Origin of the sequence: Streptomyces griseus (genome assembly GCF_001715295.1) — a bacterium.
Taxonomy (GTDB): Bacteria; Actinomycetota; Actinomycetes; order Streptomycetales; family Streptomycetaceae; genus Streptomyces; species Streptomyces griseus_G.
The window spans coordinates 252,100-266,669 of sequence record NZ_MDKB01000002.1 but is presented as its reverse complement, the minus strand read 5'-3'; the positions used below and the strand labels follow the sequence as shown (position 1 = coordinate 266,669).

The window sequence follows — 14,570 nt, the reverse complement described above, 5'->3', positions numbered from 1 at the left end:
GCCATTCAGTAAACAACCGTTCTCCGAGTATCGGAAGGGGTAGGAGGTCTAGACTCCTAAGTCAGTAAACAGTCGTACTCTCAACTACGGGAAGAAAGGCCGCACATGTTCGTCCTCGTCGCCGCCCTGCTCCTGCTGGGGGTCGTCCTCGGAGCGGTCGCACACCTGCCGCTGCCCCTGACCCTCGCCGCCGCAGCCGTGATCGGCCTCTGGCTGGTGGTCTTCGGTGTCCGCGAACGCCATGCCCGCCGCACCCGCTGACCGCCCGACCCGCAGGGAGAAGGAGCTCGCCCCATGACTCTCACCACCGCTCGCACCGACCGGCGCCCGGGCACCCCGGGCCCCGGCGCCAGGACCACCGGGCCGGCGTCCGCCGCCGGGGCCGGCGGCACCCCGTCCACCGGGGCGGCACCCGGCCCCCGGAGGCCGCGCGGCCGGGAGGCCGACGGCCTGGCCGTCGCCTCCTTCGTACTCGGCCTGCTGGGCCTTCTGGTGATGAACATCCTGCTCGGGCCGGCCGCCGTCGTCATGGCCCTCATCGCCCTCGCCCGCTCCACCGCCCGCCGCGGCCGCGCCCTGCTCGGCCTCGCCCTCGGCGTCGCCGACCTCGTCGTCCTCGCCGTCCTGGTCACCGCGAACGGCACCGTCTCCTGGAGCTTCGGGGGCTGAACGGCCTGGACCCGGGAGGCGGTCCGACTTTCCTGCGGTCCGTGGCCGGCTGGCACGCAGCTCGGCGGAGGCTTAGCGTCGAAAGTACGCTGAACTGCGAGAACGAGGTCGTGCCCATGCAGATTGCTGTGCGCCCGGCTGCTTCCGCCGTGCTGGCCTTCAGCACCGGCAAGTGGGACGACTTCTACACCACCTGGTTCGTGCCGACGGGGCAGCTGCTCATTCCCATGGTCGTCGCGGCGGTTGTCCTGGTAGCGGTCGCTGGACTCATCACCCGCTTCATGGTCGACCGGAACGCCAAACCCTGGTCTCCTGCGGAGCGGAGCATCTGGTCCGTCATCGGCAGTGTGGCGCTCCTTGCCGATGCTGCCTTTCTGGCGATCTACCCCATGTTCCGCCCGTTCCGTGATGGAACGTGGGTCACCTGGGCCTTCTCGCTGGCTTTGGCGCTACCGGGGGTCGCTCTGGTGCTACGTGCCTCACAAACGGGAACCTGTGCAACAGAAATGCGCTCGGGGCTCGGCAGATCGCTGGGGCGTGCCGGGCGCGGGCTCCCGCAGGCGTCGTTCTGGGTCCTGATGTCTGTCTGGGCGGGTCTCGTCTCGTGTTTCTTCTCGTGGGGTAGCCATAACCGGCTGGCAGTCGCGTATGTGGCCATGGCGGTTCTAGGAGTCACGGCGGTCGCCGCAGCACTCGGGCAAGGGCTGCGGGTTCAGGTGGAGGCGCAGGCAGGGGACGGAACGACGGATGCGGCCGCAGTCGATTACACCCTTGCCAGACTCCAGTCACTCGGTACCCAGGAGCCCGACGCGATGGGTTTCGTGCGGGCCAACGACGTGAGCAAGCTGCTCAGCTCGGACTTGAGCGCCATTCCGGCCGGCGCCCTTGCAAGCGCGACGGCCCGTGTGCTGTACGCGATCCGCCCGGGTCTCACCTGGCGCGCACGCCTGACGCTCGTGGACGTCAACCGGGTCACCGCCACTCTCACCAGGAACGGGCTCCACGTCCGAACCGTGGTGATCAGCCGCAGAAACCTCGGCCTCCCCCATCTCGTTCCGGCGGACGAATCCGCCACGGGCGGGGGTGGTCCCCGCGCTGGGATGGCTGCTCGAGCGGAGTCGCCGGATGCCCGAGCCGCGGAATTGCTGGAGGAGCAGCGAGGGCGGGCGCGTGCCCAGCTGCTGACCGGTGCCGCAGCCTTCATTCTGGTCGAACTCGCTTTCAGGCACGATCGCCTCGCTGCCGGGTTGGCCGGCGCCAAGGACTGGAAGAGCGTCGCGCGGCAGGTCATCGCGAATGAGCCAGGACTGATGGAGGATTCCGAGGTTCGGCTGGCCCTGCTGAAAGCTGCGATAACCAGGGATCCCAAGAACGCGTTGGCGAGGTGTGACTATGTACTCGAGCGTTACTCGCAGGCGGACAAGACCATCGCCAATCGCGTCAGGTTCTCCGAACTCCTGGGTGCGCTGCTCGCCGCCACAGAAGTCCAGGAGAGTTCGGGAAGTGTGAAGGTCGTTCCTGGGTGCGAGATGATCCGCCTGCGTATTCTCTTCGCTCGGACGGCTATGCGGATCAATGCCTACTTGATGGCGAGGGCAGTCGGTGAATATCGCATCCGGGAGGTGTGTGCCGAATATCGCCTGGATATGAAAGAATCCGGGAGAGTAGCTCGAATACTGGAGAGCGATTGCCGGGACTATGTGAGAATCGGCAGCAGTCAAGGGCTCCGGCAGTACGCCGAATACATGAGACCTGTGGCTGAGAGTATGGCGAGCCTGGCGGAGTTTCTCTCCGTCGAGTGGCAGAGGAACTCGTCCCGCGGGGCATGGGACTGGAGCGTCCCCCGGGAACTTGATGCATTCCCTTCCCCCAGTCTCGCCCAAAACTATGCCGCGCTGGGAAGCGTCGCTGACGATCACTCCCTGCCGCGGGGGGAATTGTGGGACGTGTTCGAATACCTCGCGTTCTCCTTCTCGCCGGGCCCTGCGGGTCGTGGTGCGCTGCGTGAGGATCCCTCCTTCTGGACCTCTCTTCGTCACGAGAATTTCAGGGATTCCGTGCAGAGTGCGGTCGGCGGAGGTGAAACCGGAATTCTGGATATTCCTCCCTTCTTGCAGTACGGGGAGAAGCTCGCCTGCATAGGGATCACCTCCTTCGAGGAATTCAGGCGGCGAGTTTCTGAAGCGGGAATTGAGGTCATGGCGGAGTATCTTGGGGTGCCCGTCATGGTTGTGCGTCATCTGGTGTGTGTGGCCGATTTGTCCGCTGTTCACGATGATCTGGCCTCCCCCGACGTGGTGCGTGTTCTGTTGCAGGAGGGCGTCAACAGTCCTGATGAACTGAGGCGCCGCACATGCGCCGACGAGAATGGGCTGGTCAAGCGGCTGGTGGCGGCTGCAGAAGATCACGGCTTGACGGACCGGGCCGCTTTTGCGCGGCCGGGGGCGTGGGTCCTCACGGTGCTCGACCAGTGCGCCGCGGCGCGCCCCGCACGACCAGGGAGTCAGTCGAAGGAGTCGCAGGTCGCGCGGGAACTGACATGGGTGGAGTCCATCTGGCGCGGGTGGCTCGGCGAGCGTGGCGAGTCGACCGGGCCGGACAGCGCGTCACCGGAGTGATTGCACCTCGGGCGGTCGGGGGCGAGGTCGGCGGCGTACACGGCACACCCCAGGAGGCCCCGGTGGGGAATGCGAGGCCCAGGCGTCCGCCGGGCGCCCGCCGCGGGCTCGTAGAATCGGGGGCATCATGGCCTACCTCGACCACGCGGCGACCACGCCGATGCTTCCGGAAGCGATCGCGGCGATGACCGCGCAGCTCGCCGTCACCGGCAACGCGTCCTCCCTGCACGCCGCCGGGCGGCGTGCCCGCCGTACCGTCGAGGAGTCCAGGGAGACCCTCGCCGACGCTCTGGGCGCCCGCCCCAGCGAGGTGGTCCTCACCTCCGGCGGCACGGAGGCCGACAACCTCGCCGTCAAGGGCCTGTACTGGGCCCGCCGCGACGCCGACCCGCGGCGCACCAGGGTCCTCGCCAGCCCCGTGGAGCACCACGCCGTACTCGACGCCGTCGACTGGCTCGCCGAACACGAGGGCGCCACCGTCGAATACCTGCCCGTCGACCGGTACGGGCGGGTGCACCCGGACGCGCTGCGTGAGGCGGTCGCGCGCGACCCCGACGACGTCGCGCTGATCACCGTGATGTGGGCGAACAACGAGATCGGCACCATCATGCCGGTACATGAACTCGCCGAGGTGGCCCGCGAGTTCGACGTTCCGATGCATGCCGACGCGGTGCAGGCCTTCGGGCAGCTGGAGGTCGACTTCGCGCATTCCGGGCTGGCGGCCATGACCGTGAGCGCGCACAAGATCGGCGGCCCGTTCGGCATCGGCGCGCTCCTCCTGGGGCGTGACTACGCCCCCGTACCCGTCCTGCACGGAGGCGGGCAGGAGCGGCACGTGCGTTCCGGCACCCTCGACGTGCCCGCCGTGGCCTCCTTCGCCGTCGCCGGACGGCTCGCCGCCGAGGGGCGCGAGGAGTTCGCCCGCGAGATCGGCGGGCTCCGCGACGAGCTGGCGGACGCCGTGCTGCGCGCCGTCCCGGACGCCCTGCTCGGCGGTGACCCGGCCCCCGGCGGCCGGCTGCCCGCCAACGCCCACTTCACCTTCCCGGGCTGCGAGGGCGACTCCCTCCTGCTGCTCCTGGACGCCCAGGGCATCGAGTGCTCCACCGGCTCGGCGTGCACGGCCGGGATAGCGCAGCCCAGCCACGTACTGCTCGCCACCGGCACCGACCCCGACCTGGCGCGCGGCACCCTGCGCTTCTCGCTCGGCCACACCTCCACCCGGCAGGACGTGGAGGACCTGGCCCGCGCCATCGGCCCCGCGGTGACCCGGGCCCGCACGGCGGGTCTCACCTGACGCGCTCCCCGGGCTCCTCGGCCCCGCGGCCCCGCAGTCTGCCCTGGTGAGGCTGTGGACGCCGGAAGCCGGACACGACCCCCTGTTGCCCGTCCGCTCGGTCAGGCGACGCCGTGGGGCGGGGCGGGGGTCAGGTGCGGGCCGCGCGGATCTCGGCGAGGTAGCGGGGCCAGTCCCAGTGAGGGCCGGGGTCGGTGTGGTCGGCGCCGGGGACCTCCACGTGGCCGATGATGTGTTCGCGGTCCACCGGGATGCCGTACCGCCTGCAGACCGTGGCCGCGAGGCGGGCCGAGGACGCGTACATGGCGGGCGTGAAGTCCTGGGGGCGGTCGACGAAGCCCTCGTGCTCGATGCCGACACTGCGCTCGTTGTACGAGCGGTTGCCCGCGTGGAACCCCACGTCCAGCTCGCGGATCATCTGGACCACCCGGCCGTCCTTGCCCACGATGTAGTGCGCCGCGGCGCCGTGGGCCGGGTCCTGGAAGACCTTGACCGCGCTCCCGAGCCCACCCTGCGTGACGTGGACGACTATGCGGTCGACGGCGTAGTCGTCGGGGCGGTCGGCGCGGCGCCAGTTCGCCTCGGAGGCCCCGATCCAGCGGGCGCCCGCGTAGTCCAGCTCACCCGGCTTGCGGGGCTTCTCCACGCCCGGGACGCGCCACCACACGCGCCGCACCCCGTCCCAGGCCAGAGCGGCCGAACCCGCCGCCGCGGCGGCTCCGCCGCCGATCAGCAGCGTGCGCCGGCTGACGCCGTGCGCCGGCCCGCCTCCCGGCGCTCCGCCGTTCCCCTTGGTCCCCATGTGATCGTCAACGCATACGCGCGCGCATTCGGTTCCCGGCGACCCGTACCCTGGAGAGGCTATGACTCAGACCTCCCAGCGCCCCCTCCGCGTGCTCGCCGCCATGTCGGGCGGTGTCGACTCGGCCGTCGCCGCGGCCCGAGCCGCCGAGGCGGGCCACGACGTGACCGGTGTACACCTCGCCCTCTCCGCGAACCCGCAGTCCTTCCGTACCGGGGCCCGCGGCTGTTGCACCATCGAGGACTCCCGCGACGCCCGCCGGGCGGCGGACGTCATCGGGATCCCGTTCTACGTCTGGGACCTCGCCGAACGCTTCCGCGAGGACGTCGTCGACGACTTCGTCGCGGAGTACGAGGCGGGGCGCACCCCCAATCCGTGCCTCCGGTGCAACGAGAAGATCAAGTTCGCCGCACTGCTCGACAAGGCCCTGGCCCTCGGGTTCGACGCGGTCTGCACCGGCCACTACGCCACCGTCGTGGTCAACGAGGACGGCACCCGGGAGATGCACCGCGCCTCCGACATGGCCAAGGACCAGAGTTACGTGCTGGGCGTCCTGGACGAGAAGCAGCTCGCCCACGCGATGTTCCCGCTCGGCGACACCCTCACCACCAAGGACGAGATCCGGGCCGAGGCCGAGCGCCGGGGACTGGCCGTCGCCAAGAAGCCCGACAGCCACGACATCTGCTTCATCGCCGACGGGGACACCCAGGGCTTCCTGGCCGGCCGCCTCGGTGGCCCGGCGGAGGGGGACATCCTCGACGAGTCGGGGACGAAGGTCGGCACCCACGAGGGCGCGTTCGGGTTCACCATCGGCCAGCGCAAGGGCCTGCGCATCGGTCACCCCGCCCCGGACGGCAAGCCGCGCTACGTCCTGGACATCTCACCGGTGAACAACACGGTGACCGTCGGCCCGGTGGAAGCCCTCGACGTCACGGCACTGACCGCGCTCAGGCCCCGCTGGTGCGGCACGGCACCGGCCGGACCGGGTACGTACACCGCGCAGCTCCGCGCCCACGGCGGTGAGACGGAGGTGACGGCGGAGCTGGTCGACGGCACCCTGCACGTCACCTTCGCCGAGCCGGTGCGGGGCGTGGCCCCCGGACAGGCGGTCGTGCTGTACGACGGGACGCGGGTCGTCGGGTCGGCGACCATCGCGACGACGGCGCGCCGCGGCGAGCCGGCGGCCGCCGGCCGGTAGCGGACGGCGGGCCCGCCCCACGGGCCGGGCCCGGCATCCCGTCGGGTGTGCGATGCGCGGCAGGGGGCCTCATGGCGTTCCGGTCGCCGCCCGCCCCGTGAGCGGCGTCCCGGTCGCCGGCCGCCCCCGCGAGCACCTCGCGGGCGACGAACTCCTCCAGGAGCGGTGCGATCACCTGCGGTGCCGGCTCGCGGGTCCGGCCGGTCAGGGTGCGGTGCCCGGCTCGCGGGATCGCGGCGGCGAGGGTGTGCGTCACCTCGTGGACCCGGGAGGTGCTGAAGCCGCCGACCAGGATCACCGGCGGCCCGCCCCCCTGACGCCGGTACGCGATCGACGTGCCGTCGGCCGAGGCCTGTCCATGGGGGTGGCCCCGCGCGGTACGCGGAACTCATCGCCGCCGCGGAGAAGAGCGGAAGCAGTCTCCGGCCGTCAGCGGGCGATGAGATCCGTGTCGTAGAAGCAGAAGTGGTTCCGGATCGCGGCCACCTGTTCCCTGGGCTCCGGATACGCCCAGACGAGGTCCGCCGCGTCCGGGAGCGACCAGTAGGACGCGTCCCCCTTGAACGGGCAGTGCGTACGCGTGTCCGAGGGGATCAGCAGTTCCGTCCGGACGTCCTCGGGCGGGAGGTAGTAGCGGTCGGGACAGCCGGTCTCGCGCAGCAGAAGCGGGCGCCGGCTCTCGGCGAGCACCTGCCCGTCGTGCACGGCCCGCACGTGGGCGTCGGTGGGCTCGACGGTGATGCGGTGTCCAGGAGTGGGAGTCATATCTGCTTAAGCCGCGGCGCGAGCCGGATTCTTCCCGCCCGGCCCGATGTCGGAGGCGGCCCGTACGGTAGGCGCATGAACATCTGTGTCTTCCTCTCCGCCGCCGACCTCGACGAGCGTTACACCGTGCCCGCCCGCGAGTTCGCCGAACTGCTGGGCCGCGGCGGGCACACCCTGGTCTGGGGCGGATCGGAGAGCGGGCTGATGAAGGTCGTCGCCGACGGCGTGCAGGAGGCCGGCGGGCGGCTCGTCGGGGTGTCGGTGGACTTCCTGGCGGCCAAGGCGCGGACGAACGCCGACGAGATGGTGATCGCCGACGACCTGGCCGAGCGCAAGGCGCTCCTCCTGGCGAAGGCCGACGCGTTCGTGATCATGGTGGGCGGCACGGGGACACTCGACGAGGCCACCGACATCCTGGAGCTGAAGAAGCACGGCAGGCACGCCAAGCCCGTCGTCGTACTCAACACCGACGGGTTCTACGACGGTCTGCGCCTGCAGTTCCAGCGCATGGAGGACGAGGGATTCCTGCCCGTCCCCCTCACCGACCTGGTCTTCTTCGCGAAGGACGGGGTGGGGGCGCTCGCCTACCTCGAGGAGTCGGCCGGCCTGCGGTGATGCGAGCATGAGCCCATGCCTACTCATCTCATCACCGGTGCCGGTTCCGGTATCGGCGCAGCCGTCGCCCGCCGCCTCCTGGAGCGCGGCGACGAACTCGTGCTGCTGGCCCGGGACGCGGGCCGCGCCAAGGAGCTCGCCGCGCTCCACCCCGGGGCGCGCACGCTCGTCGGCGACCTCGGCAACCCCGACCGGCTCTCCTGGGCCTTCGGGCAGCAGTCCGTGCCCGAACGCCTCGACTCGCTGCTGCACGTCGCGGGCGTCGTCGAGCTGGGCCGGATCGGTGACCTCACGCCCAAGGCCTGGCACTTCCAGCTCAACGCCAACCTGATCGCCCCCGCCGAGGTGACCCGCCTGCTGCTCCCGCAACTGCGGGTCGCCCAGGGCCACGTCGTCTTCGTGAACTCCGGGGCCGGCCTGGAAGCGCACGCCGCATGGGGCGCGTACGCCGCGAGCAAGCACGGCCTGAAGGCGCTCGCGGACTCGCTGCGCCACGAGGAACACGGCAACGGGATCCGCGTGACGTCCGTCTATCCGGGACGCACCGCGAGCGCCATGCAGGCCAAGGTCCACCAGCAGGAGGGCAAGGAGTACGACCCCTCCCGCTGGATCGACCCGGAGTCCGTGGCCACCACCATCCTGCTGGCGCTCGACCTGCCGCGCGACGCCGAGATCAACAACCTCACGGTCCGTCCCGGCCGCTGAGGCGTGCCGCCCCGGCCCGTCTCGGCGGCCGGGGCCGTCCGGCGGGCCGGGGCCCGTAGGCTTTCCGCGTGAGCGAGAAGAGCAAGTTCAGCGTGTGTGCCGCCACCGGGATCGGGTCCATGCCGGGAGGCGACGCCCGCGAGGCCGCGAAGACGGTCACCGGGTCCTTCGCCGACGGACAGGGCATGCCGTATCTGGCGGAGCTGCCCGCGCGCGGTCCCGGCGCGGACATGATCGGGCGGACCGTGGGGCTGCTCGTGGAGATGTACGGCCACGTCGAGCCCAGCGGCTGGCGGATCAGTGACCGGCCCGGCCGCGACACCCGCCGGGCCCGCTCCTGGCTCGGCGAGGACCTCGACGCACTGGAGGAGTTCACCCAGGGCTACGAGGGGCTCCTCAAGGTGCAGGCGGTCGGTCCCTGGACCCTGGCCGCCGCTCTGGAACTGCGGGGCGGCGAGGCCATGCTCGGGGACCCGGGGGCCTGCCGCGACCTCGCGGGTTCACTGGCCGAGGGGCTGCGCTCCCACCTCGCCGAGGTGCGGCGCCGGGTGCCCGGCGCCGACGTCGTGCTCCAGCTCGACGAACCCTCGCTCACGGCCGTACTGCTGGGCCGGGTCAGGTCGGCGAGCGGGTACCGCACCTACCGGGCCGTCGACCGCCAGGTCGTCGAGGGGACCCTGCGCGAGCTGCTCGCGGTGAACGGCGAGGGCCCCACGGTCGTGCACTCGTGCGCCCCCGAGGTGCCGTTCGCGCTTCTGCGCCGCGCCGGAGCCGGCGCCGTCTCCTTCGACTTCTCCCTCCTCACCGAGCGTGAGGAGGAGGCGATCGGTGAAGCCGTGGAGGGAGGCACCCAGCTCTTCCTCGGCGTGGTCCCGGGCGCCGACGCCGCCTCGGCCGCATTGTCGGACCCGGGCGGTAGCGTCATGGGTGTCAGGACGCTGTGGAACAGGCTGGGGCTGGACCCGGGGACTCTCACCGAGTCCGTGGTGATCACCCCGGCCTGCGGGCTGGCGGGCGCCTCTCCGGCGTACGCACGCGCCGCGCTCGCCCACTGCGCCCGGGCCGCGAGGTCGCTCGCAGACAACCCTGAGTAACGGCACGACGGGCTAACGGGAGGACGGACGATGGCCGGCGAACAGCGGGAACAGCAGCTGACCACGGTGCCGGCGGAGGCACAGGAGCAGCACGCTCTCCTCGCCGAGCAGATCGAGGAACACCGCTTCCGGTACTACGTGAAGGACCGGCCGGTCGTCAGCGACGCCGAGTTCGACCGGCTGATGCGCGAGCTGGAGGCCGTCGAGGACCGGTACCCCCAGCTGCGTACGCCGGACTCGCCGACCCAGAAGGTCGCCGGCCCCTACACCACGGAGTTCACCTCCGTGGAGCACCGCGAGCGCATGCTGTCGCTGGACAACGCGTTCGCCGACGAGGAGCTGGCGGCCTGGGCCGAGCGTGTCGCCAAGGACGTGGGCGGCCCCGGCTACCACTTCCTGTGCGAGCTCAAGGTGGACGGCCTCGCCGTCAACCTCACGTACGAGCACGGCAGGCTGACCCGTGCGGCGACCCGCGGCGACGGCCGCACCGGCGAGGACATCACGCCCAACGTCCGGACGATCTCCGAGATCCCGCACCGGCTCCGGGGCGACCGGATCCCCGACCTGGTCGAGATCCGCGGCGAGGTCTTCTTCCCCATGGAGGCCTTCGAGGGACTCAACGCCCGCCTGGTCGAGGCGGACGACAAGCCCTTCGCCAACCCGCGCAACGCGGCGGCGGGCTCGCTCCGCCAGAAGGACCCCAAGGTCACCGCCACCCGCCCGCTCCACATGGTGGTGCACGGCATCGGCGCGCGGGAGGGCTTCGACATCGACCGTCTCTCGCAGGCCTACGACCTCCTCCGCGAGTGGGGCCTGCCGACGGCCCGGCACAACAAGGTCGTCGACTCCCTCGACGGTGTGCGGGAGTTCATCGCCCACTTCGGGGAGCACCGGCACTCCGTTGAGCACGAGATCGACGGGGTCGTCGTCAAGGTCGACGAGATCCCCCTCCAAGGACGGCTGGGCTCCACCTCGCGCGCCCCCCGCTGGGCGATCGCCTGGAAGTACGCGCCGGAGGAGGTCAACACCAGGCTCGTGAACATCCGGGTCGGTGTCGGCCGCACCGGAAGGGTCACGCCGTACGCGCAGGTCGAGCCCGTCGAAGTGGCGGGCTCCGAGGTCGAGTTCGCCACCCTGCACAACCAGAACGTGGTGCAGGCCAAAGGCGTCCTCATCGGTGACACGGTGGTCCTGCGCAAGGCGGGTGACGTCATCCCGGAAATCCTCGGGCCGGTCGTCGACCTGCGGGATGGCAGCGAGCACGCCTTCGTCATGCCCTCCGTCTGCCCCGAGTGCGGGACGGCGCTGCGCCCCATGAAGGAGGGCGACATCGACCTCCGCTGTCCCAACGCCCGCTCCTGTCCCGCCCAGTTGAGGGAGCGGGTGGCCTACCTCGCGGGCCGTAGGTGCCTGGACATCGACCACTTCGGCTATGTGGCGGCAGCCGCCCTCACCCAGCCGCTGGAGCCCGCCGAACCCCCGCTGCGCGACGAGGGCGACCTCTTCGGCCTCACGGTGGAACAACTCCTCCCGATCCGTGCCTATGTACTGGACCAGGACAGTGGGCTGCCCAAACGCGATCCGAAGACGGGTGAGGAGAAGATCGCGAAGGTCTTCTCCAACAAGGCGGGCGAGCCCAAGAGCAACGCGCTGGCGATGCTGGAGGGCATCGAGTCCGCGAAACAGGCCCCGCTCGCCCGGATCCTCACCGGCCTCTCGATCAGACACGTGGGGCCCGTCGCCGCCGCCGAACTGGCCCGGCAGTTCCGGTCCGTCGAGCGCATCGACGAGGCCACCGAGGAGGAGCTGGCCGCGGCGGACGGGGTCGGGCCGATCATCGCGGCCTCCGTCAAGCAGTGGTTCGCCGAGGACTGGCACCGCGAGATCCTGCGCAAGTGGCGGGAGGCCGGAGTCCGGATGGAGGACGCGGGCGCGGGGGAGGACGAGGGCCCGCGCCCGCTGGAAGGCCTCACCGTCGTCGTCACCGGCACGCTGGCGAGCCACACCAGGGACGGTGCGAAGGAAGCGTTGCAGAGCCGCGGGGCGAAGGTGACCGGCTCCGTCTCGAAGAAGACCTCCTTCGTCGTGGTGGGCGAGAACCCCGGCTCCAAGTACGACAAGGCGGTGCAGCTGAAAGTGCCCGTCCTCGACGAGGAGGGCTTCGCGGTCCTTCTCGGCCAGGGGCCGGACGCCGCCCGCGAGGCAGCCGTCCCGGCCGAGGCGTGATCGAGGCACGATCGAGACCCCGCCGGGGAGTGGCGGTGGGCGGGAGGGGAAGAAGGAAAGTGCCGGCAGAGTGGAGCGGAAGGCCCTGGCCGACCAGGAGGGCTCACTCGTTCGGCGCATACCGGACGGTCGGGGACGTCAGGTCCGCATTCGGGCAAGAGCTGTAGAGCGCTGCGCGCAGGGGCCGTTGGCGGCCTAGTGTTGAACGTGCACCTGCCGTGCTGCCCGGCCGCGTGGTGGGAATCGGGTCGTGGTGGCATGGGAGCGGGGGCCACCGTGGGACATCGGCACCGCCGGCTGTGAGAGGGACGGAATGGAACCGACCGAGGGCGCCGCACGGGTGGCGCGGCTGCAAGGTTTCGCGGGCGTCACACCGAAAGTGGGGACTCTCGTCGTGGCGGCCGCCGCGCTGCAGCTCACGGCCGGGCTCTACCGGACGCTCCGCGACGGCGAGGCGCTCTTCCCGGCCGGCACGGCCGGCTGGTCGCTCGCCCTGCTCACCGGCATCGTCGTCGGCCATCTGGTCGCCCTCGGGCGCGACCGCTGGTGGGGCGGCACCGGATCGGGGGCAGCCCTCACCCTCGCCGTCCTGCTCCTCTACGGCTGGGTGCCCGCCGGACTCGTCAGCCTCGTCGTCGTGGTGCTCGTCGGCACGGCCCGCCGGCGCCGCTGGCGGCAGGGTCTGCTGCACGGCGCGGCGGACATACTCGGCGTCGGGGCCGCCGCGCTCCTGCTCTCCGTGTTCGGTGAGGTGCCGACGGTCGCGTCGCCCTGGCTGCCCCTCCACTGGGACGTCGGGGCCGTACCGGAAGTGCTGCTGGTCGCCGCCACCTACCTCCTGGTCACCCGCGCGCTGCTGTGGTGCGCCCGGGCGTCCCAGAGCGGCGCGCTGCCCACCGTCGCGCGTACCGCACTGCTGCGCCAGGGACTCGTCGCCGTCGCCCTGCTGGGCATCGCCCCGCTGATCTGCGTGGTCGCCTCCGCCATGCCCGTCCTGCTGCCGCTCTTCGCGGTCCCCCTGATCGCCCTGGACTCCACGCTCTGGATCGCCCGCGCCCGGGCGGAGGAACAGCTCCAGGACCCGCTGACCGGACTGCCCAACCGTCAGTGGCTGCTGGAGCGCACGTGGACGGCGCTGGAGGAGGCCGAGACCACCGGTACCCGATCGGCCCTCGTCCTCATCGACCTCGACCGCTTCCGGGCCGTCAACGACACCCTCGGCCACCTGGCGGGGGACCGGCTGCTCCTGCAGATAGCGGAGCGGCTCCGTCTCGCCCTGCCCCGGGGGGCGGAGGCCGCACGCCTGGGCGGTGACGAGTTCGCCGTACTCCTGCCCACCGCGGACTCCACCACCAGCGCCCAGCGCGTCGCCCGCCACCTGGTCGCCGAGCTCTCCTCCCCGCTCGACCTCGACGGGCTCACCCTCGTCCTGGAGGCGAGCGCCGGGGTCGCCGTCCACCCCGACCACGCGCTGGACGCCGAGGGGCTGCTCAGGCGCGCGGACGTGGCCATGTACCAGGCCAAGCGGGACCGGACGGGCGTGGAGGTGTACGAGTCCAAGCGCGACAGCAACACCCCCGACCGGCTCGGCCTCCTGGGCGACCTGCGCCGCGCCCTGGACGCCCGCGAGGTGGAGCTCCACTACCAGCCGAAGGTCCGCTTCGACGGCCAGGTCGCCGGACTCGAGGCGCTCGTACGCTGGGTGCACCCGGAGCGCGGAAGGGTCCCCCCGGACGAGTTCATCGCGATCGCGGAGTCCTCCGGCCTGATGCCGCACCTCACGGAGTACGTCCTGGACACCGCGCTGGCCCAGGTGGCCCGGTGGCGCGCCCAGGGCCTCCTCGTCCCGGTCGCCGTCAACGTCTCGCCGCGTGACGTCCACACCCCCGGCTTCGCCGGCAGCGTAGCCGCCCGGCTCGCCCGGCACGGCGTCCCGGCCGCTGCGCTGCAGTTGGAGATCACCGAGCACGTCCTGCTGGAGGATCCTCAGCGGGCCGCCGACACCCTCGCCGGACTGACCGCGCACGGGGTGAAGATGTCCCTCGACGACTTCGGCACCGGCTACTCCTCGCTGGTGCACCTGCGCAAGCTCCCGGTCAGCGAACTCAAGATCGACCGGTCGTTCGTCGCGCGGCTGGCCGTCGACACCGAGGACGCGGAGATCGTCCGCTGCACCATCGACCTGGCGCACTCCCTCGGCCTGCTGGTCGTCGCCGAGGGTGTCGAGGACGACGAGACGTGGGAACGGCTGCGGGACCTGCGTTGCGACGCGGTGCAGGGCTGGCTCGTCGCCGCGGCGATGCCCCCGCAGGAGACCACCGCGTGGCTGCTGGCCCGGGGCGAGCGCGGATGGCGGCGGCCGGCGGAGCTGGAGGCCGCCGCGGCCGCGGCGAGGACCGTACGCGAGCCGGAGCAGCGGGCCGCCGGGCGCGCCGTACAGCCGGGGCCGGCGACGGCCTGAGGGGCCGTTCCGGGCGCGGCGGACGGCCGGGAACGGGCAGCGGCCGGGGAGGTCCCGTCCTGCGGACTGCGGGAGCGGGCAAAGGTACCTGCCGGCCGCACCGGTGGCTTTTTTTACCGG

At 71.5% G+C, this 14,570-nt stretch carries 12 protein-coding genes; 10 read left to right on the top strand and 2 right to left on the bottom strand.

Going from position 1 to position 14,570, the window contains the following annotated elements; translation table 11 throughout:
• Nucleotides 1–105 precede the first annotated feature (105 nt).
• The 4 genes from BA175_RS31080 to BA175_RS07760 all read left to right on the top strand — a co-directional run bounded on the left by BA175_RS31080 (nt 106) and on the right by BA175_RS07760 (nt 4,584).
• Nucleotides 106–261, top strand: coding sequence for a hypothetical protein (locus BA175_RS31080; RefSeq protein ID WP_175420777.1), 156 nt, complete (start codon nt 106–108; stop codon nt 259–261).
• A gap of 33 nt (nt 262–294) precedes the next feature.
• A complete protein-coding gene (locus BA175_RS07770; protein ID WP_069170556.1) occupies nt 295–669 on the top strand; it encodes a hypothetical protein in 375 nt (124 codons plus the stop codon).
• 116 nt (nt 670–785) lie between these two features.
• A complete protein-coding gene (locus tag BA175_RS07765) occupies nt 786–3,287 on the top strand; it encodes a hypothetical protein (RefSeq protein WP_069170555.1) in 2,502 nt (833 codons plus the stop codon).
• Nucleotides 3,288–3,414: 127 nt separating this feature from the next.
• Nucleotides 3,415–4,584 (top strand): cysteine desulfurase family protein, encoded by a 1,170-nt coding sequence (locus BA175_RS07760; protein ID WP_069170554.1) that lies wholly within the window; start codon nt 3,415–3,417, stop codon nt 4,582–4,584.
• 130 nt (nt 4,585–4,714) lie between these two features.
• On the opposite strand, the gene BA175_RS07755 is transcribed toward BA175_RS07760, so the two are convergent.
• Complete coding sequence (locus BA175_RS07755) at nt 4,715–5,386, bottom strand: N-acetylmuramoyl-L-alanine amidase (RefSeq protein WP_069170553.1); 672 nt, start codon at nt 5,384–5,386, stop codon at nt 4,715–4,717.
• Nucleotides 5,387–5,447: 61 nt separating this feature from the next.
• On the opposite strand from BA175_RS07755, the gene mnmA reads away from it, so the two are divergent.
• On the top strand, nt 5,448–6,584 hold the full coding sequence (gene mnmA / locus BA175_RS07750; protein WP_069170552.1) for a tRNA 2-thiouridine(34) synthase MnmA: 1,137 nt from the start codon (nt 5,448–5,450) through the stop codon (nt 6,582–6,584).
• 429 nt (nt 6,585–7,013) lie between these two features.
• Here mnmA and BA175_RS07745 read toward each other — a convergent pair whose 3' ends face one another.
• The gene (locus BA175_RS07745) at nt 7,014–7,349 is read right to left on the bottom strand and encodes a DUF427 domain-containing protein (RefSeq protein ID WP_069170551.1); all 336 of its coding nucleotides are present in this window, start codon (nt 7,347–7,349) and stop codon (nt 7,014–7,016) included.
• Between the two features lie 75 nt (nt 7,350–7,424).
• On the opposite strand from BA175_RS07745, the gene BA175_RS07740 reads away from it, so the two are divergent.
• The 5 genes from BA175_RS07740 to BA175_RS07720 all read left to right on the top strand — a co-directional run bounded on the left by BA175_RS07740 (nt 7,425) and on the right by BA175_RS07720 (nt 14,450).
• Nucleotides 7,425–7,964, top strand: a complete 540-nt coding sequence (locus BA175_RS07740) for a TIGR00730 family Rossman fold protein (protein ID WP_069170550.1) — start codon at nt 7,425–7,427, stop codon at nt 7,962–7,964.
• A gap of 15 nt (nt 7,965–7,979) precedes the next feature.
• Nucleotides 7,980–8,669 (top strand): SDR family oxidoreductase, encoded by a 690-nt coding sequence (locus BA175_RS07735; protein ID WP_069170549.1) that lies wholly within the window; start codon nt 7,980–7,982, stop codon nt 8,667–8,669.
• Nucleotides 8,670–8,737: 68 nt separating this feature from the next.
• Nucleotides 8,738–9,763 (top strand): methionine synthase, encoded by a 1,026-nt coding sequence (locus BA175_RS07730; protein WP_069170548.1) that lies wholly within the window; start codon nt 8,738–8,740, stop codon nt 9,761–9,763.
• A 30-nt stretch (nt 9,764–9,793) separates the two neighbouring features.
• Nucleotides 9,794–11,989 (top strand): NAD-dependent DNA ligase LigA, encoded by a 2,196-nt coding sequence (ligA, locus tag BA175_RS07725; RefSeq protein ID WP_069170547.1) that lies wholly within the window; start codon nt 9,794–9,796, stop codon nt 11,987–11,989.
• A 313-nt stretch (nt 11,990–12,302) separates the two neighbouring features.
• A complete protein-coding gene (locus tag BA175_RS07720) occupies nt 12,303–14,450 on the top strand; it encodes a putative bifunctional diguanylate cyclase/phosphodiesterase (RefSeq protein WP_069170546.1) in 2,148 nt (715 codons plus the stop codon).
• Nucleotides 14,451–14,570 lie beyond the last annotated feature (120 nt).

What these genes read in the sequence shown, in the direction of transcription:
- BA175_RS31080 (WP_175420777.1), top strand. Translation starts at nt 106, where the DNA reads ATGTTCGTCCTCGTCGCCGCCCTGCTCCTGCTGGGGGTCGTCCTCGGA.
- BA175_RS07770 (WP_069170556.1), top strand. Translation starts at nt 295, where the DNA reads ATGACTCTCACCACCGCTCGCACCGACCGGCGCCCGGGCACCCCGGGC.
- BA175_RS07765 (WP_069170555.1), top strand. Translation starts at nt 786, where the DNA reads ATGCAGATTGCTGTGCGCCCGGCTGCTTCCGCCGTGCTGGCCTTCAGC.
- BA175_RS07760 (WP_069170554.1), top strand. Translation starts at nt 3,415, where the DNA reads ATGGCCTACCTCGACCACGCGGCGACCACGCCGATGCTTCCGGAAGCG.
- BA175_RS07755 (WP_069170553.1), bottom strand. Translation starts at nt 5,386, where the DNA reads ATGGGGACCAAGGGGAACGGCGGAGCGCCGGGAGGCGGGCCGGCGCAC.
- mnmA (WP_069170552.1), top strand. Translation starts at nt 5,448, where the DNA reads ATGACTCAGACCTCCCAGCGCCCCCTCCGCGTGCTCGCCGCCATGTCG.
- BA175_RS07745 (WP_069170551.1), bottom strand. Translation starts at nt 7,349, where the DNA reads ATGACTCCCACTCCTGGACACCGCATCACCGTCGAGCCCACCGACGCC.
- BA175_RS07740 (WP_069170550.1), top strand. Translation starts at nt 7,425, where the DNA reads ATGAACATCTGTGTCTTCCTCTCCGCCGCCGACCTCGACGAGCGTTAC.
- BA175_RS07735 (WP_069170549.1), top strand. Translation starts at nt 7,980, where the DNA reads ATGCCTACTCATCTCATCACCGGTGCCGGTTCCGGTATCGGCGCAGCC.
- ligA (WP_069170547.1), top strand. Translation starts at nt 9,794, where the DNA reads ATGGCCGGCGAACAGCGGGAACAGCAGCTGACCACGGTGCCGGCGGAG.
- BA175_RS07720 (WP_069170546.1), top strand. Translation starts at nt 12,303, where the DNA reads ATGGAACCGACCGAGGGCGCCGCACGGGTGGCGCGGCTGCAAGGTTTC.